Annotated in this window: 19 protein-coding genes, 1 tRNA gene and 2 pseudogenes; 6 read left to right on the forward strand and 16 right to left on the reverse strand. The window is 58.2% G+C overall.

The genetic code is table 11. The annotated features are described in order from the left end of the window. Nucleotides 1-36 precede the first annotated feature (36 nt). The 11 genes from ALO80_RS16450 to ALO80_RS32205 form a co-directional block, all read right to left on the reverse strand. Nucleotides 37-699: a ChrR family anti-sigma-E factor gene (locus tag ALO80_RS16450; RefSeq protein WP_055006504.1), complete on the reverse strand. Its 663-nt coding sequence runs from the start codon at nt 697-699 to the stop codon at nt 37-39. Next, complete coding sequence (locus tag ALO80_RS16455; RefSeq protein ID WP_054984526.1) at nt 699-1,211, reverse strand: sigma-70 family RNA polymerase sigma factor; 513 nt, start codon at nt 1,209-1,211, stop codon at nt 699-701. Before ALO80_RS16455 ends, ALO80_RS16450 begins: the two co-directional genes overlap by 1 nt. Before the next feature lie 612 nt (nt 1,212-1,823). Then, the gene (locus ALO80_RS16460) at nt 1,824-2,702 is read right to left on the reverse strand and encodes an aldose 1-epimerase (protein ID WP_055009754.1); all 879 of its coding nucleotides are present in this window, start codon (nt 2,700-2,702) and stop codon (nt 1,824-1,826) included. After that, nucleotides 2,677-3,660 (reverse strand): EamA family transporter, encoded by a 984-nt coding sequence (locus ALO80_RS16465; protein WP_055009755.1) that lies wholly within the window; start codon nt 3,658-3,660, stop codon nt 2,677-2,679. The genes ALO80_RS16460 and ALO80_RS16465 overlap by 26 nt, the downstream gene beginning before the upstream one ends. 81 nt (nt 3,661-3,741) lie before the next feature. Then, nucleotides 3,742-5,022 (reverse strand): TRAP transporter large permease, encoded by a 1,281-nt coding sequence (locus tag ALO80_RS16470; RefSeq protein WP_055009756.1) that lies wholly within the window; start codon nt 5,020-5,022, stop codon nt 3,742-3,744. After that, the gene (locus ALO80_RS16475; RefSeq protein ID WP_055009757.1) at nt 5,023-5,550 is read right to left on the reverse strand and encodes a TRAP transporter small permease; all 528 of its coding nucleotides are present in this window, start codon (nt 5,548-5,550) and stop codon (nt 5,023-5,025) included. A gap of 60 nt (nt 5,551-5,610) precedes the next feature. After that, a complete protein-coding gene (locus ALO80_RS16480) occupies nt 5,611-6,636 on the reverse strand; it encodes a TRAP transporter substrate-binding protein (protein WP_055009758.1) in 1,026 nt (341 codons plus the stop codon). A 56-nt stretch (nt 6,637-6,692) separates the two neighbouring features. Next, the gene (locus tag ALO80_RS16485; RefSeq protein WP_055009759.1) at nt 6,693-7,577 is read right to left on the reverse strand and encodes a glucurono-1,5-lactonase; all 885 of its coding nucleotides are present in this window, start codon (nt 7,575-7,577) and stop codon (nt 6,693-6,695) included. Between the two features lie 42 nt (nt 7,578-7,619). After that, nucleotides 7,620-8,444, reverse strand: a complete 825-nt coding sequence (locus ALO80_RS16490; RefSeq protein WP_055009760.1) for an NAD-dependent epimerase/dehydratase family protein — start codon at nt 8,442-8,444, stop codon at nt 7,620-7,622. A 191-nt stretch (nt 8,445-8,635) separates the two neighbouring features. Continuing rightward, entirely contained in the window at nt 8,636-9,904 is a 1,269-nt protein-coding gene (locus tag ALO80_RS16495) for an OprD family porin (RefSeq protein WP_055009761.1), read from the reverse strand. Nucleotides 9,905-10,044: 140 nt separating this feature from the next. Beyond that, nucleotides 10,045-10,173, reverse strand: a complete 129-nt coding sequence (locus ALO80_RS32205) for a hypothetical protein (protein ID WP_259641134.1) — start codon at nt 10,171-10,173, stop codon at nt 10,045-10,047. A 224-nt stretch (nt 10,174-10,397) separates the two neighbouring features. Between ALO80_RS32205 and ALO80_RS16500 the strand changes: the two genes are divergently transcribed. Next, nucleotides 10,398-11,162, forward strand: a complete 765-nt coding sequence (locus ALO80_RS16500) for an SDR family NAD(P)-dependent oxidoreductase (RefSeq protein WP_055009762.1) — start codon at nt 10,398-10,400, stop codon at nt 11,160-11,162. Between the two features lie 147 nt (nt 11,163-11,309). On the opposite strand, the gene ALO80_RS32575 is transcribed toward ALO80_RS16500, so the two are convergent. After that, nucleotides 11,310-12,173: a methyl-accepting chemotaxis protein gene (locus ALO80_RS32575; RefSeq protein ID WP_375233308.1), complete on the reverse strand. Its 864-nt coding sequence runs from the start codon at nt 12,171-12,173 to the stop codon at nt 11,310-11,312. A 39-nt stretch (nt 12,174-12,212) separates the two neighbouring features. Next, nucleotides 12,213-13,232 (reverse strand): annotated as a pseudogene (locus ALO80_RS32580) (methyl-accepting chemotaxis protein); the annotation flags it as partial. A 375-nt stretch (nt 13,233-13,607) separates the two neighbouring features. Between ALO80_RS32580 and ALO80_RS32585 the strand changes: the two are divergent. Then, a pseudogene (locus tag ALO80_RS32585) lies at nt 13,608-14,582 on the forward strand (cache domain-containing protein); the annotation flags it as partial. 180 nt (nt 14,583-14,762) lie between these two features. Further along, on the forward strand, nt 14,763-15,488 hold the full coding sequence (locus ALO80_RS32590; protein WP_375233084.1) for a methyl-accepting chemotaxis protein: 726 nt from the start codon (nt 14,763-14,765) through the stop codon (nt 15,486-15,488). 154 nt (nt 15,489-15,642) lie between these two features. Here the strand turns inward: ALO80_RS32590 and ALO80_RS16515 are convergent, their stop codons facing one another. Further along, nucleotides 15,643-15,906 (reverse strand): hypothetical protein, encoded by a 264-nt coding sequence (locus tag ALO80_RS16515; RefSeq protein WP_055009765.1) that lies wholly within the window; start codon nt 15,904-15,906, stop codon nt 15,643-15,645. 425 nt (nt 15,907-16,331) lie between these two features. Here ALO80_RS16515 and ALO80_RS16525 point away from each other — a divergent pair, with 425 nt between their 5' ends. Together ALO80_RS16525 and ALO80_RS16530 are read left to right on the forward strand one after the other, a co-directional pair. Then, a complete protein-coding gene (locus tag ALO80_RS16525; protein WP_055009767.1) occupies nt 16,332-17,831 on the forward strand; it encodes an ATPase domain-containing protein in 1,500 nt (499 codons plus the stop codon). After that, on the forward strand, nt 17,821-19,905 hold the full coding sequence (locus tag ALO80_RS16530; RefSeq protein ID WP_055009768.1) for a hybrid sensor histidine kinase/response regulator: 2,085 nt from the start codon (nt 17,821-17,823) through the stop codon (nt 19,903-19,905). The genes ALO80_RS16525 and ALO80_RS16530 overlap by 11 nt, the downstream gene beginning before the upstream one ends. A gap of 193 nt (nt 19,906-20,098) precedes the next feature. On the opposite strand, the gene ALO80_RS16535 is transcribed toward ALO80_RS16530, so the two are convergent. Together ALO80_RS16535 and ALO80_RS16540 are read right to left on the reverse strand one after the other, a co-directional pair. Next, nucleotides 20,099-20,175: transfer RNA gene (locus ALO80_RS16535), tRNA-Met, on the reverse strand. Between the two features lie 117 nt (nt 20,176-20,292). Further along, entirely contained in the window at nt 20,293-21,414 is a 1,122-nt protein-coding gene (locus ALO80_RS16540; RefSeq protein ID WP_055009769.1) for a J domain-containing protein, read from the reverse strand. Between the two features lie 1,370 nt (nt 21,415-22,784). Here ALO80_RS16540 and ALO80_RS32595 point away from each other — a divergent pair. After that, the gene (locus tag ALO80_RS32595) at nt 22,785-23,810 is read left to right on the forward strand and encodes a methyl-accepting chemotaxis protein (protein ID WP_375233309.1); all 1,026 of its coding nucleotides are present in this window, start codon (nt 22,785-22,787) and stop codon (nt 23,808-23,810) included. The last annotated feature ends 16 nt before the right edge of the window (nt 23,811-23,826 follow it).

Below are 23,826 nucleotides of genomic sequence, written 5' to 3' on the forward strand. Positions count from 1 at the left end.
GCGTTCAGCGCTGAACGCAGGCATGAAGGCCGTTTTTCAAATCCCGAAAAACGGCTGCATCATCCGCGCCATCAGCCCGTGAAAGCGCAGCCTTGAGTCGGTCGCCAGCACGCAGATGCATTCCCGATCGGGGTAGGCGATGGGCTGGTGCTGGATATGGCTGTCCAGATCGGCCACATCGTTGAGCCCGAACGCTCCCTGTATATCGTGATACGCACCCTTGAGCACCATGGTCATCTCGCCGCTTTCATGGCTATGCACCGGCATGCTGACGCCGGGGGCGATTTTCAGCAGCATGAGGTTGCCATGCTGGATACCTTCGGCGCGGACGCGTTGTACACCGGGGATCAGGGTCTTCCACTTCAGAGTGCTCAGCTGTCGACCAAAATGCGCCTGCATGCAGACAGGCAGCAGGTCCGGGTCCTGATTGGCCGCTGGCATCGCATAGATTGCCGGTTCAGTGCTCGCTGCCGCTTCATCAAGACGCGCCAGCATCGCCGACCTGCCCTTGAGCGGCACCACGCTGCTGGTGTGCTGCTGCATCAATACTCCGCCAATCTCTTCAGCCTGCCTGAGTCGTGCCCGGCACTCGGCGCAGCGTTCCAGGTGCGCGGCGGTGACCACTGAGATGACCTGCGACAGCGCTCCTGCTGCGTAACTGACCAGAGTCGCGTCATCCGGATGATGTCGTGGGCTCATCATGATTCCTCTATCCGCGAGCGCAATTTTTGAAAGGCCAGGCGCAGGCAGGACTTCACCGTGCCCAGTGGCATACCAAGACGTTCGGAAATTTCCCGGTGGCTGAGCGCTTCGAAATAAGACATTCGCAGCACTCGGGCCTGATCGGTGGGGAGGTTCTGGATGGCGATGTTCAATTGCTGCTCCTGGCGCTGGCTGTAATCGAGCGTCCGATCCACCGGTGCTTCCAGGCGTTCGAGTTGTTCCAGCGAATTCTGCACCTGCACCCAGCCGCGGTCCTTGCGCACGCTGTCGATGTAAAGATTGCGCGCAATGCGAAACAGCCATGTTCCCAGGCTTGCCTTGGCCGGGTCGAACGAGTCGGCCTTGTGCCACAGTTTGAGCAACACTTCCTGCACCAGCTCTTCAGCCTGCCCCTCGGGCACATTCAGACCGGTCAGATAACGCAACAACCGCGGTGCGAAGTGATCGTAGATGCGCATGAAGCTTTCGCGGTCCCTCTGGCGGGCCACGGCAGTGACTTCATCGATCCAAAGTCGGGTTATCGTCGATTCGCTGTGAGGAGGGGACAAGTGACAGAAGATCCTGAGACTGGCAGTAGTGCGCATGATCCACCTTCTGATCACCATTGTCTGGTTTTGGTTCGCGATGCACAGGTGTTACGTAGCGGGATGGGGAGCGGATCACAGGATGTGACGAGCGGTGCGTCAGCCGGGTGTCACAGTTTTTTGCACTTGCGGGGTGTATTCAGTGGATGAGCTCGTCATCCAAAAGAAGCACTGATGCACTGAACCTCAAGCAGATTTCTGGTGGCAATGATCAGCCCGATAGAGCGCGACTGGCGCTCTCGCCATCGAACCAACTGTTCCATGATTCACCTGCAGGCGAGATGATGCGGGTGTTGCCCGCCACTACAATATCGATGCGTTCCACGTCGCCTTATAGCGCTACTGCCCTCGGCAGCAGGATGACCTGACTACGATTATTTTCGGATACTGTTCATTGCTGCATGGGGTGTTCCTCAAGGCCGGTAAGCCGGACAAGGTGAGTATGACGTTTCAAGGACATGTAACCGTTCCATCGTTCCTGGATTTTGCAAAACAGCTACCCAAGTGGCTATCAGATTAGGTTGGTTTCAATGCCCGATAAGACAGACTGACCTCCAACCCCATCGACTCACCCTGCCGCAACAACCTCAATCCTGGCCGCCCTGGCAAATGATGCGCGTTGACCGGGTGGCTGACCGGCTCGAAGCAAAAGAAATCCAGCCCCGGTGGGCAGAACACCAGAAAGTATTCGCTTTCGGTGGCCTGGCAGTGCAGCTCATAGCCCAGGTCAGGCTGGCTGATGATACTGTGGCCATCCCAGCCGGTGAAACCGTTGTCCAGGCGTGTGTCGGGCAGCGTGTTGCCGTGCCGGAAGTCCCACTCGGCGGGCAGGTCCTGCAAGGCGCGGGGCAAACCGGCTTCGTCGCACAGCCAGACCTGCGCAGCCTTGGCCTGCAAACGAGTGTGGGCCGTGCGCGGCAAGTACGGGTGCAGGCCCAGCCCGTGCCAGACGGCGCGGCTGTCCTGATGGGTGGTGCTCAGTTCGATGCTCAGCGTGCCGCCGCGCAGGGTGTAGCGCAGTTGGGCGCGGTAGGCGAACGGTATCAGGCTGTCGAGTTGCAGGCAGACCTGCTGCGGGGTTTGTTCGATGACCGTCCAGGCTTGTTGCCAGGCACTGCCGTGGATCGGCAGCGGGTCATTGGCGCTGTTTGGCTTCAAGGCCAGCCAGCCGTCCGGCGTGTCGAAACCGCCGTCGCCGATCCGGTTCGACCACGGTGCCAGCGGGTAGCAGGCCAGCCGACGGGGCGTCCCGGCCGCCAAAGCCTGTTCGTCGCTGGGGCGCAGCAGGGGTTGCCCGCTGGCCAGGATGGTCCAGTTGACGATACTGCCGCCGATGTCGGGGGCCAGTGTCAGGCGGGTCAGGCCATCTTCAAGGGTCAGTACGTTCGCGGGCATGCTTCAGGGCCTTGCTGGGTGAGGGACTGGAAGGTTGAGGTGCTTGCGATGGGCTGCGCCGCCAGGTCAGCAAGACAATACCGCTGACGACGATCAGCCCGCCGATGACCTGACCGCTGCTGAGCAATTGATCGAGAATCAGCCAGCCGAACAGCAGGCTCGCCACCGGCTCGATATTCATCACCGGCGCGTTGCGGGCGATGTCCAGACGCGCCATGCAGATGAACAGCAGCGAGAAGCCCAGGCCGTACAGCACCACCAGGCTGGCCAGCGCGGTCCAGCCGACAGAGCTTGTCGGCAGACCCACGCCGCCGGGCAGCACGCCGCTGCTGCCTGCTATGGCGGCGACTACAAACACCACTGCCATGGTCAACATGCTGCGTACGCTGCCGCGCATGCCCGCCAGCTTGTTATCGGTAATCCACAGCGCAAAGGCAAACACCACCGCAGCGGTGGACGCGTAGGCGATGCCCTCGAGCCATTGCGGCTCGCTGCTGCCCGGATTCGACAAGCGTTGTGGCACGTCCAGCGCCATCGCCAGGCCAAACAGGATCAACCCCATCAGGCCTGCTGCGCGCCGCGTCGGCCTGGCACCCCCCAGTGCCCAGGTCAACAGTGCCAGCAGAATCGGCGATACATTGACCACCAGCAGTGCCAGCGCCACCGGAATACGTGCCACCGCCGAGTAGATACAAAAACTCTGCGTGGCGATCAACAGCCCCAGAAGCAGTTGCCAGCGCCAGGTGCTGGCGGGAAGACCGAGCCCTTCCCGCTGCCAGAGCACCAGGCTGACCAGTACCAGCAGGGTCACGCCGGAGCGACAGAGGATGGCCAGCAGCAGGCCGGTATCATGATCGAAGGCAATACGGGCGGCGATATGGTTGCCGGCGAACGAACAGGCCAGCAGCGCCAGGATCAGTACAGCAATATGGCGCGGGAAGAGGGCAGGGGCAGACATGCGGACCAGCCTCCTTGGCTGGAGAGGGAAATGGCATGCCGACGCTCGCGAGGAGCCCCGGCAGCCGTGTGACCAGAGGCTTTAGAGCACGACGCTCGGCAACCACAACGAGATGGCAGGGATGTAGGTGACCAGCATCAGCACCAGGAACAGCGCAACATAGAACGGCAGCAAGGCTTTTACGGTGGCTTCGATGGTGACTTTGCCCACTGCGGCACCGACGAACAGCACAGCACCGACAGGCGGCGTGATCAGTCCGATCCCCAGGTTGACCAGCATGATCATGCCGAAATGCACCGGGTCCACGCCGACGCCGACGATGACCGGTAGCAATATCGGGGTCAGGATCAGAATCAGCGGCGCCATGTCCATCACCGTGCCCAGCAGCAGCAACATCACGTTGATGCACATCAGGATCACGTAGCGGTTATCCGACAGGGTCAGAAACGCGGTGGTGATCTTCATCGGGATTTCCATCAGCGTCAGGATGTAGCCGAAGCTGGCAGCAAAGCCGATCAGGATCATCACGATGGAAATGGTGCGTGCTGCCCGGTGCATCAGTTTGGGCAGATCGCGCCATTTGTAATCGCGGTAGATAAACATGGTGACGAAGAACGACCAGAGCACGGCAATGGCGGCCGACTCGGTGGCAGTGAAGATCCCCGACAGAATACCGCCGAGAATAATGACCATGGCCATCATGCCCCAGAGTGCTTCACCGGCGATTTTCAGTGCCTGACGCAGCGGAATCACTTCACCTTTGGGGTAGTTGCGCTTGCGCGCAAAAATCATGCACAGGCCCATCATCACCGCACTGAGCAAGAGCCCCGGCATGATCCCGGCCATGAACAGCGACGCAATGGAGACCGTGCCGCCCGCAGCCAGCGAATAGAGAACCGAGTTATGGCTGGGGGGCGTCAACAGGGCCTGGACCGAACCGCTGACGGTCACTGCCGTCGAGAAGTCCCGCGGGTAGCCGTTGCGTTCCATCTCCGGGATCAGCACCGAACCCACCGAGGCCGTGTCCGCTACCGAGGAGCCCGAGATCGCGCCGAAGAAGGTCGAGGCCACGATATTGACCAGCGACAGGCCACCGCGCACGAAGCCCACCAGCACTGCGGCAAAGGCGACCAGGCGTCGCGACATACCGCCTTCGGCCATGATTGCTCCGGCCAGCACGAAGAACGGAATTGCCAGCAGCGAGAATTTGTTTACGCCCCCCGCAATCTGAATCATCAACGCATCGGCCGGGATATCGATCCACCAGGCCCCGACCAGCGCCGACAGCCCCAGCGCGTAGGCAACAGGCATGCCGAGGAGAATCAACGCAATGAAGCTGCCCAACAGTATAAAAGCGTCCATTTATGCGGCACCTTCGCTTTCTTCAATGACGTCGAAACGCATGACTGCGCGATGACTCTGGTCACCCAGCAACAGCCTTTCCAGCACAAAAATCAGGGTCACGATGCCGCCAATGGGAATCGGCAGATACGAGATGCCAACGCGCAGAAACGGCAGTTCGCCGACAAACTGATTCCAGGTGGTGGCGCACAGCTTGAAGCCCTTGAAAATCATGAACAGGGCGACGATCGCCATCAGAATCTGCACCACCACGCTGGCGACTCTGCGCACCTGCTGCGGCATGCGGTCAACGGCCATCGACACCGCCATGTGCGCACCGGCCCGGTAGCTGGCGGCGGCACCGAAGAAGGTAAACACCACCATCAGCAGAATGGCAGTGGGTTCAGGCCAGCTGGAACCGCTGCCGAGTATGTAGCGGGCAAAGATGCCCCAGGGGATGATCAGGGTCATGATCAGCACCGACAGGCCGGCAATGCCGATGCAGACCCGATAAATCGTGTCATTGATGCGCAATAGCGTATTTTTCATGGGCTCACCACTGCGGCGGGAGCGAGCGTTCACTCGTTCCCGCAGCTTGATCGGACAGGCTTATTGGGCCGCTTGGGTATTGTTCGCCGCGAGTGCCGGATTGGTCTGGACCGCTTCGATGCGGCTGATCAGATCCTTGTAAGGCGCACCGAACTTGTCACGCACCGGCTGGGTGGCGTCGTAGAAGGCTTTCTTCTGCTCCGGCGTCAGGGTGATGAACTCCACGCCTGCTGCCTTGAGTTTGGTCTCGGCATCGGCTGACGACTTGTCCCACAGCGTGCGCTCTTCCATCTGCGCTTCACGGGCCAGCTTTTTCACCAGCGTCTGTTGCTCGGGCTTGAGCTTTTCCCAGGTGGCCTTCGACATCACGATGGGCTCGGGCAGGATCAGGTGCTCGGTCATGGTGAAGAATTTGGCGTTCTGATAGTGGTTGTGCTGGTAGTAGGTCGGCGGGTTGTTTTCGGCGCCATCGATCACGCCGGTCTGCAGGGCGCTGAAGATTTCCCCGGTGGCCATGGCGATCCCATTGCCGCCCATGTCGTTGATGGTTTCGATGAACACCGGGTTGCCCTGAACGCGGATTTTCATGCCTTTGAGGTCGGAAATCTGGCGTACCGGCTTCTTGGTGTACAGGTTGCGGGTCCCGCCATCCATCCAGGCCAGGGCGACCATGTTGAATGGCGAGTTGGTGATCTTGTCGAGAATTTCCTGGCCGATTTCGCCGTCGATGATCGTGCGCATATGCGCCTGGTCGCGGAACACGAACGGCAGGTTGAAGACATTGACGTCCGGCACGACCGGGCCGACGATGCCGAGGCTGACGCGGGTCATCTGTACGGCACCGCTCTGGACCTGCTCGACGACTTCCTTTTCGGAACCGAGCACGCCGCCGGCGTACATCTTGAAGGTGATCTCGCCCTTGGATTGCTCCTCGAGCTTTTTGCCCATGTTCTGTTCTGCCACGACTGGCGCGTAGCCTGCGGGGTGAACCTCGGCGAACTTGATGTTGAGGTCTTCTTTGGGCGTGCAGGCCACACAAAAGACCAGCGGAAGTGCGGCGATGAGGAGCTTGCGTTTGAAATCCATGGATATCTCCGATTTTGTTATTTTTGGTCGAGCTACGGGATTTTCGGTGATCGCTGTCAGCCCTGAAAAACGGGTTCCTCCAGGCCTTTGACGCCAGGTCGCAACGCGAACACACCACCGGCGAGTGGCTGGTCGCTGAGATCGCCACCAGGGCGAATGGAGGTGACGAACAGGGTGTCCAGATCGGGGCCGCCAAAGGCACACATGGCTGGTTTTTTCACCGGCATGAACAGCGAGCGGTCGAGTTTGCCATTGGGCGTAAAACGGTGGATCAGGCCGGCATCGTTGCCGCAGATCCAGTAGCAGCCATCGGTATCGATCGCGGCACCGTCGGGGCGACCCAGGTGATGGTTCATGTCGACGAACAGGCGACGGTTGTGTGGCGTGCCACTGTCGGTGTCGTAATCGAACGCCCAGATCTTCTGCACGTTGGGGTGGGAGTCGGACAGGTACATCGTCTTGCCATCCGGGCTGAACGCCAGGCCGTTGGGCACGATGAAATCCTTCAACCGTGCGTCAAGCGTCTTCTGTCCGGCGCTGTAGCGATACATCGCGCCAACCACTGCGCCCGCTGCCATGTCCATCAACATGGTGCCCGCCCAGAAACGGCCCTGTCGGTCGCAACGGCCATCATTGAAGCGCATGCCGGTCTGTGCATGCTCGACGCTTGCCAGAAGCGTACTGATCAGGCTGCCGTCTTCGCAGGGCTGTAGATGAAAAATGCCGCTTTCCATCCCTGCAATCCAGCCACCTCGGCTGTCGGCGGCGATACAGGCCAGCATCTGCGGGGCTTTCCAACTGCGGGTGCTGTCCTCGCCAAAACGCCAGCTATGCAGCTCGCCTTTGGGAATATCCACCCAGTACAGCGCCTGGTCACGTACGCTCCAGACGGGGCTTTCGCCGGTGGCATTCTGTGCATCGGCAATCAGTTCGGCATCCATGACGGCTCGTATCTCCAGAGTTCTGCAACAGGAAGGCGCTGCTTATTTATCGCCGAAGGGTCCGGAGGCTACAAAGGCACCGCCCTGATAGACCATTGCCGGGTCATCGGCTGCCAGCGGCGGCTGAGCGTCGACCTTGGCGCGGAAAACTTCCGAGCTGTCCTTGGGGGCGTAGTCCAGTTTGCTGGCCAGGCGGTTGTCCCACCACACCGTCTTGTTGTCCGAAACGCCGTAGACCACCGTGTGGCCGACGTCTGGCGTGTACAGGGAGCGCTCGATCAACTGGGTCAGGTCGCCAAAGCTCAGCCAGGTGCTCATCATCCGGCGGTTCTGTGGTTCAGGGAACGACGAGCCGATGCGAATGCTGACGGTTTCGATGCCGTAACGATCGAAGTAGAAACTGGCCATGTCTTCGCCATAGGACTTGGACAGACCGTAATAACTGTCCGGACGGCGAGGGGAGTTCGCGTCGATGGTTTCGCTCTGCTTGTAGAAACCGATCACGTGGTTGGAGCTGGCGAAGATCACGCGTTTCACGCCATGGCGGCGGGCAGCTTCGTAGATGTGGAAAACACCGCAGATATTAGCGCCGAGAACCTCCTCGAACGGTCTCTCGACCGATACGCCGCCGAAATGCACAATCGCGTCAACGCCTTCGACCAGACGGTGTACGGCGTCCTTGTCTGCCAGATCGCAGACCTGAACCTCTTCACCATCGACTGCGGGTGCCATGTCAGCAATGTCGGACAGTCGCAGAATGTTTGCGTAAGGGCGCAGTGTTTCACGCAATACCTTGCCCAGGCCACCTGCCGCACCGGTCAGCAGCAGGCGATTAAAGGGAGTTTGAGTGGTATGAGCCGATGCCATGAGAAAAGTCCCGATTGTTATTGTTGTCATCTGTTGTCGTATGACTTGCCGGATTATCGGCACCGCATACGTTGATTGTCAACGCGGCCAAAGTATAAAAACGACCCGCTGGCTCACTTGGCCCGATACATTTGTAACAAGGCAAAACCTGTCTGTGCAGCCGAGCTTTCAGGCAGGCTTTGCCATGCATTTCAGAGCAGTGAAATCGGGTAGCTGATAAACACGCGATTCTCGTCGAACTCATTGGTACTGAAATCACGACGCAGGCTGGAGTTGCGCCATTTGACGTTCAGATTCTTGAGCGCACCGCTTTGTACGGTATAGGCCAGTTCGGACTCTCGCCCCCATTCCTTGCCATCGGTAATGTTGCCGGTGTGTACATTGTCGCCGCTGATATAGCGGTTCATCAGGGTCAGGCCGGGTACGCCGAGCACCGCGAAGTTATAGTCATGGCGCAACTGCCAGGACTTCTCTTTGGCGTTGTCGTAGCTGGAGTTGTAGCTGTCGTTGGCCAGCGTGCCGCCGCTGGTGCCATTGACCCGCATCCATGCTGTATCGCCAGTGAGCTTTTGCAGGCCGACATAGAATGTACTGCCGCCGTAGCGTGCCGAGAGCAACGCGTAGGCGGTCTTGTTGTCGAGGTCGCCAGCCAGTTTGTTGCCGTCCTCCTTGCCGATGAAGTAACCCAGGTTGGCACCCAGGGTCCAGTCACCGACTGGCTGACTGTGCAGCAGGTTGAAGAACTGCTGTTGATAGATGTCCTGTAGCTCCGAGTACCAGACCCCCACCTGGGTGCGCTTGTCATTGAAGACGTATTCGCCACCGCCGAAATTGAAGCGATCGGACGTGAACGCGCCTCGTCCGTTCATCGACATGTCTTCCATACTGGCGTCATTGCGCGGGCTGTTGCCGCGGAACTGCCCGCCATACAGTGTCAGGCCGTCAATTTCTTTGGACGTTACCTGGCCACCGCGGAACGTCTGCGGCAACGAACGACCATCGTCGGAACGCAGGATCGGCAGCACCGGCATCCATTCGCCGACCTTCAGTTCGGTTTTGGAAACCCGCGCCTTGCCTGCCACACCCAGACGTCCGAAGTCATCGGCCGGGCGACCGTCACTGTGGATCGGCAACAACTGGGTGCCGCCGGTGCCCTTGCCGCCATCGAGCTTGATCGAATACAGGCCCAGCACATCGACCCCGAAACCGACCACGCCCTGAGTGAAGCCCGACTTGGCGTCGAGAATGAAGTTTTGCGTCCATTCCTCGGCTTTGTTCTGCGGTGCGGCACTGTTGGGGAACGCGGGGTTGGTGAAGTTGCGGTTGAAGTACGCGTTACGCAGGGTCAGTGTGGCTTTGGTGTCGTCGACGAAACCCTCGGCCATGCCGAGCATCGGGAAAATCAGCGTCATGCCGCCAACGCTCAGCAGAATGCGTGAGCGGGAAGTGTGAGATGTCATTATTGTTTTGCTCCCTTGTTTATTGAAACCGTCCCCTTTTCTGGCCGCACGAACAGCAGCCGACTCCTGTGAGGATTGCGTGATGCCCGTTGCCAGGCATGGCCTCGGCCAACAGACGGCCGAGTACCGTTCGCCGGGTATCAGCGAATGGTGTGAATCCGGAAAGGTGTCAGGTGCTGCTCAGTAGCCAGCGTGAACGAGGCTTCAGTAATGTCGACAATGGAGGCTTTGATAATAGAAAGCGCAGATGTACAGGCGTGAATCTTCATGGTGAACAGGCCCCTGTTTTGTTTTTATTTTTGGCGTTATAGGTTGTCGTACAACCATGCGGATTATTTGCAGGCTGCCGCGCACTTGTCAACGAGCCAGGGCCGAGGTTTAACGATTCACCAGTGTTTCATGCGGCTTGAAAACGCAAATTGAATGCGAGTGAACGCTCGGGGGGAGTGAGCAGTCCACCCGGTAACCCCATTCATTTTTCGGAGAATGCTCAATGAACCGTTTTACCCAGAAAGTCATCGTTGTTACAGGTGCCGGTTCCGGGATCGGCGAAGCCACGGCAAAACGTTTTGCCAAGGAAGGTGCAAGCGTTGTGCTGGTCGGACGTAACCGCGACAAGCTGGCCAAAGTGGCTGAGCAACTGGCGGGCGAAGGGCACTTGATCAGAGCCACCGATGTGGCTGACCCAAGCGATGTGGAGGCACTCTTCAAAGACGTAGCCACACGTTTCGGGCGCCTGGACGTACTGGTCAACAATGCCGGTATCGTCAAGTCCGGCAAAGTCACCGAGTTGGGTGTAGAAGACTGGAAAGAGCTGATGTCAGTGGACCTGGACGGCGTGTTCTATTGCACCCGTAGCGCCATGCCAGCGCTGGTTGCCAGCAAAGGCAACATCATCAACGTCTCGTCTGTTTCCGGCCTGGGCGGCGACTGGGGCATGAGTTTTTACAACGCAGCCAAAGGCGCAATCACCAACTTCACCCGCGCGCTGGCCATGGACCACGGTGCCGACGGTGTGCGCGTCAATGCTGTCTGCCCGTCCCTGACCCGCAGTGAACTGACTGAAGACATGCTGGACGACAAGACGCTGATGGCCAAATTCATGGAGCGCATTCCGCTTGGACGCCCAGGCGAAGCAGAAGACGTTGGCGACGTTATCGCCTTTCTGGCCAGCGACGACGCGCGTTTCGTAACCGGTGTCAATCTGCCGGTGGATGGTGGTCTGTCAGCGTCCAACGGGCAGCCGCCTCAGGCTTGATGGCGTTGGCGAGGTACGAGAGTTGTTACAGACCCGTGCCTTTATAGTCATCAGTGGCGGAGCTCGCCGAATTGAAGTCGTTACTTTTGCCGATACCAGAAACGAACAAGCCCGGTAAAAACCGGGCTTGTTCGTCGTTGCGAGGTATCAGATCCGGAAGTGGCTGACCATCGTTTGCAACTGCCCGCCAAGGCGTGCCAGTTCGACACTGGAGGCGGCGGTTTCTTCGCTGGCTGAAGCAGTCTGTTCGGACACGTCGCGCACATTGACGATGCTGCGACTGATCTCTTCGGCAACCGCACTCTGCTCTTCCGCAGCGGCTGCGATCTGCTGGTTCATGGCCTGGATGTTTGAAACTGTCTGCGTGATGCTGCCCAGCGATGTGCCCGCCTGACGGCTGAGCTGTACGCTGCTGACAGTCAGCTCGCGGCTGTTGAGCATAATGCTGGAAACCTGACGCGTGCCGCTCTGCAAGGCAGCAACCAGCGTTTCGATTTCGACGGTGGATTGCTGCGTGCGTTGTGCGAGGCCGCGGACTTCGTCGGCGACCACGGCAAAACCACGTCCGGCTTCCCCGGCACGGGCGGCTTCGATCGCAGCGTTGAGGGCCAGCAGGTTGGTTTGCTCGGCCACCGCCTTGATAACGTCCATGACCTTGCCAATCTTGTCGCTTTCCTGCTCCAACTGATTCATGGCATCGGCCGAACGACCTACCTCATTGGCCAGGCGCTCGATCTGGACAATCGCCTCACCCACTACCTTGTCACCGTCACGCGCTTCGCGGTCGGCGTTGGAGGCCGCTTGCGAGGCCTGTTCGGCGTTACGGGCCACTTCGGCAACCGTTGCCGACATCTCGTGCATGGCGGTGGCCACCTGGTCGGTTTCGACTTTCTGGCTGTTTACGCCGGCGCTGGTCTGTTCGGTGACCGCCGACAGCTCTTCGGCGGCGCTGGCGATCTGCACAACGCTGTCGCGAATGCCCCCGATCAGCTCGCGCAAGGTGCTGCCCATGCGTTGGATGCCTTGTTGCAGAACACCCAGTTCGTCACGGCGGGTGACTGCCAGGGTCTGGGTCAGGTCGCCGGACGCAATGCGGTCGACCACTGCCAGGGTTTCCTGCAGGGGACGAGTAATCTGCCGGGTGATGACGACGGCAGCAATGATGCCCAGGATGATCGCCAACAGGGTGCAGGTGATTTGCGTGGTGCGAGCCTGTGCGCTTTCCTGATCGCGGCGATCCAGTTGCAACTGATACATGGCTTCGCTGATCTTGACGATGTCCTGCCCTTGGGTGGTCATCTCCTTGCGCGCTTGAACAATATTGCCCGTGGCAACCTTGAAGTTTTGCAGCGTCGTTCGGTAGGCCGTCAGCGAGCTTTCCAACTGCCTGAGCTGATCGGCCTGGGTACCGCTGAAGCTCGCTTTCAGCGCATCGAGATCCTTGATGGCCGCATCCAGTTTCGAGACGGCTGCCTGCTCGGTTTCGGGGGTGGCATTGGTGGTGTAACCGCGCACCTCGTAGCGTGCGAGTCTCAAGTCATCCTTTGCATCGGTGACGATCCGGTATTGCTCGAATCGGTTGGCGTCAGCCGGGTCCATGTCTTTGACTTCAGCCTGAAGCTGCTCGAACACCTCAAGGCTTTTGACGGCATGCGTGGTCAGTTCATCACGCGCCGTCGTGCTGGCCTTGTAGCCACTGCGCATGTTGTTCAGGGATTTCTGGTAGTCAGCGATCACCCCTGCCAGTTGCTCGAGCATTTTCACGTTTTCGGGGCTTTTGAACGAGGTCAGCAGTTTCTCCTGGTACGCCTTGAAGCTGTCCAGTGAGGACTGGACGGTTTCGGCGACCTTCTCGTCGCCGTCGGCCACCATGTACTGCAGGCGTGTTACCCGAAGTTTGGTCAATTGTGCATTGAGTGAAGTAATGTCACTCATCCAGTTGCTGCGATTGATCAGCCCGCTCATGCTGGTCCAGCCAGTCAGTGCAAGAATCGCAGTAAAAACAAGTACAAGACCGAACCCGAGGGCCAGTTTCATATTGACGCTGATATTTGCAAACCAGCTACTCATTGAATTCTCCAACAACAGCCATTTAAAGCAGTAGGGCCCCTGAGAGGCATGGCGTACAGGTCAGGGGCAGGGCAAGGTATACAGACACTATCGGCAGGGGGTGGCCAAGCTGAAATAAAAAAAAGAGAAAGTTTCACGTCGCTTGAAAGACGTGTTCAGGGCCTATCAATTGTTGTCGTGCGCCGTTATAAGGAACCGTTGAAATCATTGAAATAGAGCGCCGCTTTCCAGAGCAACGGCAAAATATTGTCTATGCTTGCGACAGTAGAAACCTTATCCGTTGTGGGTTCATTGCGTGTGCAGGGCATGACATATTCATGTCACAAGTTGCGCGGGCATCCGAGCCTTCTTTCCGTCCCGTTGAGATGCCTTTTCATGAACTTGAAGTTTCGTCATAAAATTCTCCTGGCTGCGGCCGGGGTTGTGGTGTTGGCCTTTGCCTTGTTCACCCTGTACAACGACTACCTGCAACGTACCACCATCAATCAGAACCTCGAATCCTCAGTGGGGCAGGCGGGTCAACTGACGGCCAGCAGTGTGCAGAACTGGCTGAGCGGACGCATTCTGGTGTTGGAAAATCTCACCCAGAACGTGGCCTTCCAACGGATCAATTCCGATCTGACCGGGCTGGTGTCGCAGTCCTCGCTGGTGTCGACCTTTCAATTCACCTACGTCGGTGACAGCAAGGGCGCGTTCACCCAGCGACCCGATGTCGATATGCCCGCTGGCTATGATCCGCGGCAGCGGCCCTGGTACAAATCCACAGTCGACGCCGGCAAAACCATTCTCAGCGCGCCTTACCTGGCTTCCGTGGGCGGTCTGGTGGTGACGATTGCCAGTCCGGTGAAGACTGCTGGCCAGATCACGGGCGTGGTCGGCGGTGATCTGAGCCTCGACACGCTGGTCAAAATCATCAACTCGGTCGAGTTCGGCGGGCTCGGTTATGCCTTCCTGGTCAGCGGAGACGGGCAGGTCATCGTCAGCCCCGACAAGGACCAGGTGATGAAAAACCTCAAGGACATTTACCCTGGGCAGACCATCAGCCTGGATGCACGCTTGCGTGAGGTCACGCTCAACGGCCAGCACAGGCTGCTGTCGTTTACCCCGATCACCGGGCTGCCTTCGGCCGACTGGTATATCGGTCTGTCGATCGACAAAGACAAGGCCTATGCACCGTTGAGCCAGTTCCGCAGCTCGGCGATGGTTGCCGTGCTGATTGCAGTGGCCGTGATCGCCTTGCTGTTGAGTCTGCTGATTCGTGCGCTGATGCGGCCGCTGACCGATATGGGCCGTGCGATGCAGGACATTGCCCAGGGCGAGGGTGATCTGACCCGGCGTCTGAGTATTCAGGGCAAGGATGAATTCGCCGAGCTGGGCGGCTCGTTCAACCAGTTCGTGGAGCGCGTCCATGCGTCCATTGCCGAAGTCTCCTCGGCAACGCTGCAGGTGCATGACCTGTCGCAGCGGGTGGTCAATTCCTCCAACTCTTCAATCGTCGGTTTCGACGAACAGAGTGCCCGAACCAACAGCGTGGCTGCCGCGATCAACGAGCTGGGTGCCGCCACCCAGGAGATAGCCCGCAACGCATCGGACGCTTCGATTCAGGCCAGTGAGGCCCGAACCCAGGCTGAAGACGGTCAGGTGGTGGTTGAAAAAACGATCAACGCCATGAGCACGCTGTCGGCCAAGATCAGTGATTCGTGCACGCAGATCGAGCAACTCAATGCCAGTACCGACAACATTGGTCATATTCTGGATGTCATCAAAGGTATTTCGCAGCAAACCAACCTGCTGGCGCTTAACGCTGCTATCGAAGCGGCCCGTGCAGGTGAAGCCGGGCGTGGATTTGCCGTGGTTGCCGATGAGGTGCGAAACCTCGCTCACCGTACGCAGACATCGGCCGATGAGATTCACAAGATGATCGGTGGCTTGCAAACCGGGTCTCAGCATGCGGTGCTCAATATGAACGAGAGCCAGGTGTCGAGTCAGGAAAGTGTCGAAGTTGCCAATCAGGCGGGCAGTCGTTTACGCGATGTGACGCGCCGCATTGGCGATATCGATGGCATGAATCAATCTGTTGCTGCTGCAACGGAAGAGCAGACCGCTGTTGTGGAAACACTCAACATCGATATCAACCAGATCAATACGCTCAACCAGCAAGGTGTGGCCAACCTTAATGAAACCCTGAAGGATTGTGCTGCGCTTTCGCAACAAGCGGGGCGATTGAAGCAACTGGTCGATAGTTTCAAGATCTGACCGTACATCCAGTGACAGAGGCCGGACCGCTTATACGAGGTCCGGCCTTCGAAGGGGGAAAGTGTTGCAAAGGGGAGAAGCCGGGCAGTTAGTGAGCTGGCTGACTGCCCGGCCTCAGCCTGATATAAAAAGTCTGCCCGGAGGCGGCGTGTTGTCAGAGATCTTTTTTGACCTCTTTATCGACATGTTTGTCAGCCTTGTGACGTTCCTTATCGTCATGCTTCGCCCCTTTGTCGACTTCGTCGGCGTCATGTTTCACGCCCTTGTCCACTTCCTTCGCGTCATGATCAACACCTTTATCCAGCTCACGGTTATCGTGTCGGACGCCCTTTTCCAGCTCACTCTCTGCAAAGGCAGCGGGCGCGGCGGCACCCGCCAGCAAGAGGGCGGCAGTCATTGAGAGTACGAGTTTGCGCATGCTTGGCTCCTTGTGAAAAATGCTGGCCCTTCATAAGCCATCATTTTCGAGCATAGACCAGGCAGGCAGTGCGGGGGCGCAGCTCGTCGACCTGTGAACCGCCACGAATGAGCATTCGGGCGGTCACGCTGGCGATTCACTGCTATAAAACAGTGGGCCGTGCATCGCCGATATGCCGATGCCGATACGAGAGGGCATCGGTGAGACTTCACGGCAATTGAGCTCGAGCACGATGTTCTGATCACGCTGCGAATGCACGGCCAATGCACCCTTGCGAATACTGTTTTTTTCTACAGGCGTAATCGTTAACTTCGTAAAGTTCAATTTATTCTTGAAAGGGCTCATCTGCCGATGGCGCAGCTTTCAGTGTGGCCCCATACTGCAAGGCCTTGCACATGCTCCTGCATTTCTCCCCTGAGGCTAAAATGACGCTACCTCGCCCGATTGTCTCGACTGGCAATGCCGGATTTGACTCAATCCTTAAAGGTGGTCTGCCTCGCAACAGGCTGTATTTGCTCGAGGGTACGCCCGGGGCAGGCAAGACCACGCTGGGACTTCAGTTCCTGCTTGAAGGTGTCAGGGCTGGCGAGCCCGTGTTGTACATCACACTTTCGGAAACCAGCGAAGAGCTGGAAAGTGTCGCGCACTCACACGGCTGGTCATTGGACGGCATTGACCTGTTCGAGTTTTCCTCGACCGAGGAAGTGCTGGGTGATGAGTACGAGCAGTCCATCCTGCATCCATGGGAAGCGGAGCTGGGCGACACCATCAAGCTTATCCAGCAACGAGTCGACAAACTTCAGCCCAGACGACTGGTATTCGACAGCCTTTCCGAGATGCGGCTTCTGGCTCAGGATCCTCTGCGCTATCGTCGCCAGGTGTTGGCGCTCAAGCAGTATTTTGCAGGTCGCAATATCACTGTTTTACTCGTGGACGACCTCACAGGGTCCTCGGGTGAGCGAGACAACCACCTTCATAGCCTGTGCCACGGTGTAATCACGCTTGAAAGACTGACACTGGATTTCGGTGCAGCCCGCAGGCGACTTCAGCTGCAGAAGTTGCGAGGCGTTGACTTCGTCGCCGGCTTTCACGATTTCACCATCCGCAGAGGCGGGCTGGAGGTGTATCCGAGGTTGATCGCCGCCACTCACCACGTCCCGTTCAAGGCCGAGCCTGTTCCCAGCGGCGTGAAGGCGCTGGACGATTTGCTGGTCGGCGGTCCGCTCAGAGGGACCAGCACTTTGGTCACAGGGCCTGCGGGCTCTGGAAAGACCACCGTTTGTCTGGCCTATCTGGCCGCAGCCTGCTCTCGGGGCGAGAAATGCACCATCTATGAGTTCGATGAGCGCATCGCAACCCTGGTCTCCCGGGCGGACAGCATGGGCATGGACTTGAGTCGCCATATAGCGAGCGGTCAGTTGGTCATTCAACAAATTGACCCTGCCGAGATTTCTCCCGGGGAGTTTGCGTGGCGAGTTCGCTCGGAGGTCGAAGAGCGGGGCAGTACCATGATCGTGGTCGATAGCCTTAACGGGTACATGGCGGCGATGCCTCAGGAACAGCAGCTGATCCTGCAGATGCATGAACTGCTTTCATATCTGAGCCAGTTGGGTGTCGTGACGTTCCTGATCAATCCTCAGCATGGTCTGGTCGGGTCGATGTCAACCAACCTGAATATTTCCTATGTCGCAGACTCTGTCATCCTCATTCGTTTCTTTGAGGCGCAGGGGCGTCTGCGCAAGGCCGTCTCTGTTCTTAAACACCGCACCGGAGCCCATGAGGACGCGATTCGTGAACTTCGGATTGACTCCAAGGGTGTTCGAGTCGGTGAGCCACTGGTTGATTTCCGCGGCGTGTTGACGGGTACTCCGGAGTATTTCGGGGCCGATCTTCCGCTGATGGAAGGGCGAAAGCGTGACGACTGAGCAATTATCCGAAAGCAAAACCCTGCTGATCGTAGCGCCGTTCAAGGGCGATGCAATCAGCCTCGGCAAGCTGTTCGGTGATCTCTATCCCCTTCAGACTCACCACGACCTGACCTCGCTTTCGACCGCCCTGGGTGAAAGTACCGGTCTGGTGATACTCACGGAGGAAAGCCTTTCCGGGGATGTGCTGAGGCTCGGAAAAGCTTTGGACCTGCAACCGGCATGGTCGGAGATCCCGATTATCCTGCTCGCGTCGAACAAGGGTCGTTCCGGTCGGGACACCGAGATGGCCAGGCGCAGGCTGCCAAAATCGGCAGGGCACGTGATCGTCCTGGAGCGTCCGCTCAGCTCGGCCTCGTTATTGAGCGCCATCGCCGCAGCCTGGCGAGCGCGTGAGCGTCAATTCGAGATGCGGCAGAGTCTCACTCAGTTGGCCGAAGAACGAACCCGTTTGCAGATCCTGCTTGAAAATATCCCGGTTGGCGTGTGTTTCATGGACACTCAGGGGACCTCGCTGGTGAGCAATCCTTTGTATCGCCAATATGTGCCGGATGATGTGATTCCTTCCAGGCATCCAGATGGCGCTGCACGGTGGGTGGGGCTCGACACACTGGGTAAGCGCTTGGAGCCCGCCATGTTTCCCGGTGCCAGAGCGCTGAGGGGCGACGCGGCAACCGGCGTGGACTTCTATCATCGCCAGGATGGCGGTCGCGAATCGTGGATGCGTGTCAGTGCTGTGCCCCTGTATGACGAAAAGCAGCACATCATTGGTGCCGCCTCCGTCATCGTCGATATCAACGACGAAAAACAGGCTGAGCTGAATTTGCGCAGGTTCAATGAGGAGCTGGAGGTTCAGGTCGAGGCCAGAACGCAAGAGCTGAACGCTGCGGTCGAGCAGCTCAAGGCCGAAAGTGAAGAGCGAGCCCGCGCCGAAGAACAATTGCGACAATCCTTGAAAATGGAAGCGGTAGGCCAGTTGACCGGCGGGATCGCGCATGACTTCAATAACATGCTGACCGGGGTGATCGGCTCGCTCGACCTGATCAAGCTTCGGATGGCAAAAGGCCGGCTGGAGGGCGTTGAGCGATTCATGGACGCCGCGCTCATTTCTGCCCAGAGGGCGGCTTCACTGACTCACAGACTGCTTGCGTTCTCCCGACGCCAGTCTCTGGATGAAAAAGCGGTCTCGGTCAATCAGCTCATCAACGCTCTTGCCGATCTGCTCCAGAAGACCGTCACCGAAAAAGTCATCATCAAATTCGATTTGAGCGCCGAAGACCCCTGGATTTTTGCAGACGCCAACCAGTTGGAGAACGCCGTACTCAATCTGGTAATCAACGCGCGGGATGCCATGCCGCATGGCGGTGGGTTGATCATTGCTACACGCGTGGAGCAGGGAACCCAGGACCACCCTTCGCGGCATGTATGCGTGCAGGTGCGCGATACAGGGTGCGGCATCCCCAAGGACATGCTGGACAAGGTGACGGAGCCCTTTTTCACGACCAAGCCTATTGGCCAGGGCACAGGCTTGGGTCTATCAATGGTTTACGGGTTTGCGAATCAAAGCAATGGACGGCTTTCAATCGATAGCACGGTCGGGAGCGGAACGACCGTGTCCATCTGCTTGCCCGAGCATAAGGAAGTCAAATCGGATCAGCCGCTCACTTCCTCGAAGTTCAGCACAGGCCAGGGCCAGAGTATTCTTCTGGTCGAAGATGACGACTCGGTGCGCCTGATCAACCAGGAGGTCCTGGAGGAGCTTGGATACCGGGTTCACGTCGCACGTGACGGCGAAGAGGCCTTGAGGGTTTTCGACGACCTGGAAAAGATCGACCTGCTGCTCACGGATGTCGGTTTGCCAGGCATGAACGGTCGTCAACTGGCCGAAATTCTCCAGCAATTCCGGCCGCGCCTGCCCGTTCTGTTTCTGACAGGATATGCCGAGGGCGCGTTGGCCAGGGCCGACTTTCTCGGTCCCTACATGCAGCTTCTGACAAAACCCTTCACCCTGGAGTCGCTTGCCGTCACGGTAGCCAGCATGCTGGAAGTCGATGAGCGTGTGGCTCTGGAATAGACCTTTCGGCAGCACACCTGTGTGGTCGAAATGGTGCCCACTTTCCGGATAGGTCTTTATTGAACCCGTCATCAAGGCATGCGCGATGGCGAGGCAAGGGGGGCGGGTGGAATCCTGGAAACAAGAAAGCCCGCACAAGGCGGGCTTCTTGGGGGGATTCATAGACTGCTGTAGACATCTATGGATCGGTACTTGGTGGCTACACAGGGACTTGAACCCCGGACCCCAGCATTATGAATGCTATGCTCTAACCAACTGAGCTATGTAGCCAAGTGGCGCGCATTATTCTCGGAGAACGCATATGTGTCAAGCGTTGTTGTGAAAAATAATTGCGCGCGATCAACCGGTTAGGTGGCAGGCCCTTTGAAAGGCGCGTATTCCGGGCTCTTAACGCAGCAAGGTATCCAGCAGCTCCAGATCATCAAATTCGTCCAGCCGTTCCAGCATATCGGCCATCTCCCGCTGGTCCCTGAGCCATAGCTTAAGACTTCTCGGCTCGGTCAATGCCTGCAGTTCATCCTGCGCCTCCTCAAGGACTTCACGTAGGACCTCGAGCTGCTTCGCACATTGTGCGTTGACCGTTCTGGGTTTCAGGTCTTCATAGGGATCCATCAGAAACTGTTCCCGGATAAGCATCTTGCGGTCGTGGATCTCGTCTTCCAGCTCTCTGAGTTGTTCGCTCAGGATCCGGTTGAAGTGCTTGAGTCGCTTGTCGGAGAGGCTGTCGATGTGGGCCTGGTCGATCTGCTCGATCTCCATTTGCATCTGCAACAGCGCCAGCAGGTCATCATGTTCATACGCTTCGTTGACCCGTTGCATGAGCGCCGTCTTGCGCTCGCGCTCATCGGTGTCCTGCTCACGGTCCGGGTGCAGTGCGCTGACCAGCTTGCGGTAGATTTCGCGTAATGACTGGCTGCCTTCTGCCTCTTCCTGTTCGCGACGTATTTCGCTGGCAGTCGGCTTCTTCGGCTTTTGGCTGCTTTCGGCTTGTTCGGCCTGTTCGCGCAGTTTTTCTTCAACGTGCCGGGTCACGTCCTCGACGGAGTCAAGGTCAACGTCGTCTTCCAGTTTTACGCCAAGCTTCTCTTCCAGTGAGGATTTGAACAGCTGGTTTTGCAGGCGCTCATTTTCGTCGTAATCATTGCCGGTGTATTTGAAGTAGAAGCGCTTCAGCTCTTCATCGTGTTCGCCGCCCATGAGCGACATCGTCATGACACAGATGATCTCCAGTAACGTGGCTCTGTCTTTCTTGCTCAGACGGAACTGATCGAACGCCTCGTCAAGCAGGCGCAGCTTGCTGATCTCGTTTGCTGATTGCTCGTTGATCAACGGGACCAGCTCTTCGATCCAGAGTTTTTCGCAGGTTGTTGAAATCACGAGCCATTGCTGCAGCAGTTTGCGCCGGGTATCGAGCTTTTCCATCAGCGCGTTGAATTTCTTCTGGTCGGCGTTCAGTTGAGGCTTGGACGGTTGCGTAGCGATGCGGGGAGAGGCGGGCGGAGTGATCATGAAAAAGCCTCCTTGATGAGGGTGCGGCTAAGGCAGAGTCAGTCGGTGTGTCCAAAGTTTACTTTTTCAGTGATTTATCCGGGATGAATAATTTGCTGCTGTAAAAGCATCTTTCCGGTCTCGCATGCGGTCCGGTTTTTGCTTGAGTGTCGGTGATACGTCAATTGCCGGGCCATTGGGTGTGAAAACCAGTCGTCGGCTGCGCTTTTCGTACCAATGTGAGGCGACATGTATCGCCATTGAAACAAGAACATGGCATTTTGCTGTTAGCGTTTTTTAAAAAAAGCATCGCCTCTGTTTGTTCAGATCTGGCCGGTGTTCACGGGGAGTCGCAGGACATGAACAGTCTTTTGTCACCAGGCATGCGCCTGATGGGACATTTTGGTTTTGCTCGCAAGTTTCAGGTCTTGTTCCTGCTGTTCATGTTGCCTCTGGCGGGCAGTGCATGGGTCATCACCAAGGAATACAGCAACAAGCTCGATGTCATTTCCGGCGAGCAATCAGGCGTGCGTCAGCTCCTGGCGCTTGATGATCTGAATATCGAGTTGTCCGCGCAGCGCGACCATGCCGCACGCTGGAAAGCTGCCGACATCCTGCGCGAGCCGACGCCGGCTGCGAAGGCTGCGATGGTCAATGTCGATGCCGGCATTCCGCGTATCACCAAAGCGCTGGAAGGCGTCGATGCCGCGCTGAAGCGCGAAAACGCCCCGGCCGATACGATGAACCGCTTCAAGGCCCTTCAGGCGGCGGTGACGGGCCTGGACACTGTGTCATTGCGCACGGTTGGCTGGTGGCCTGATGGTTATGACCGGTTCACCACAGTGCTGAACCTGGTTCAGGCGCTGCGCGAACAGATCGCAATGGACAGCGGGTTGATTCTTGACCCCTGGCTTGAAACCTACATGCTCATGCAACTTTCTACCCAGCAGGTGCCTGACCTGATCGAGCGTATCGGTCGCCTGTCGAGCGTCGGGCAGACGTCGGTGGCGGCGGGCCAGTTCAGCTTGCAGAGCCGACTGCAGATGCGCGATCTTCGCGGCCGTATCGATGATTCCAAGGACCAGATGCAAAAGGCTGCCAGCCTGCTGCTCTCCAAACTCCCCGAGCAGTTGCAACCTTGGGCCGACAAGTACGCAGCGGTCAAACAAGTGCTGGAGACCGAGCTGAAGGTTCTTGATGACGGCGTTTTCGGCGGCAGCATCAAACTCAAACCGGAAGAGTTCGAAAAGAGCATTGATACCCTGACCGGCAGTACATCGGATCTGCGCAGGCAATCGCTCGAAGCGCTCAATGGACGCCTCGATTATTACCATGAGACCTCCAATATGGAGTTCATTCCGCTGGCGTTCATCTTTTGTGTGCTGGTGGTCATGGCGATCTATCTGTTTGCCTGTCTGCAATCCTCGATTCGCAACAGCGCCCGCGGCATTACCACGCTGGCTGAATCCCTGCGTGACGGCAATCTATGTGTCGAAGTGGCCGTGCAGGGGCGTGACGAGCTTGCCGCCATCAGCAAGGCGCTCAATGTCGCGGTCGTGCAGTTACGTACAAGCCTGCTGGGCGTCAATCAGGAGACCGTACGCGTCGGCGACGCCGTGCTGACCCTGAATGCTCAGTCCAGCGGGACGCTGACCGAAGTCGAGGACCAGCAACAGCAGATCAGCCAGATTGCCGCGGCGGCCACCGAGCTGGCGGCCACTTCCCAAGGCGTTGCCAGAAGCTGTGAACAGGCCTCCGAAAGCGCCAGGCAGACCCGCCGCATTGCCGAGCAAAGCAGTCAGGACAGCCAGCGCACCACCGACAGTATCCAGCAGCTCAACCAGCGTCTGACCGAAACCGCCGCTGCGCTGGGCAGGGTCAGTGATCAGGGCCAGCAGATTCAATCGGTGGTGGACGCCATTCGCGGCATCGCCGAACAGACCAACCTGCTGGCGCTCAACGCGGCCATCGAAGCGGCGCGGGCGGGTGAGCAAGGGCGCGGGTTCGCGGTGGTTGCCGACGAAGTCCGCAGCCTGTCGCAACGTACTCAGGCTTCGACCGCTCAGATTGCCGGCACGGTCGACAGCTTGCGCTCAACCGTGACTCAGGCGGTTAACCTGATGGAGGCCGCCTGCGGACAAGCGGTCAACGACGCACAATCGGTAACCGGTCTGGGCATCCGACTGGGCGAGATCGCCACGGCAGTGCAGGGCGTTACCGATACGCTGGCGCAGATATCGACGGCGGTGGAAGAGCAGGCGTCGACTGCTGACGAAGTCAGCAGCAACATCCAGCAGGTCGATCAGGCAGCCGGGCGCTTGCTGGAAGGCGCACGAGCGGTCAATCAGGCGGCGGATACGTTGAGTCAGGGCAGTCAGGCGTTGAACGACAATACAGCGCGGTTTCGCTTGGCGTGATCGGGCGGCTTGCCAC

The sequence above is a fragment of the Pseudomonas caricapapayae genome, assembly GCF_001400735.1.
Taxonomy (GTDB): domain Bacteria; phylum Pseudomonadota; class Gammaproteobacteria; order Pseudomonadales; family Pseudomonadaceae; genus Aquipseudomonas; species Aquipseudomonas caricapapayae.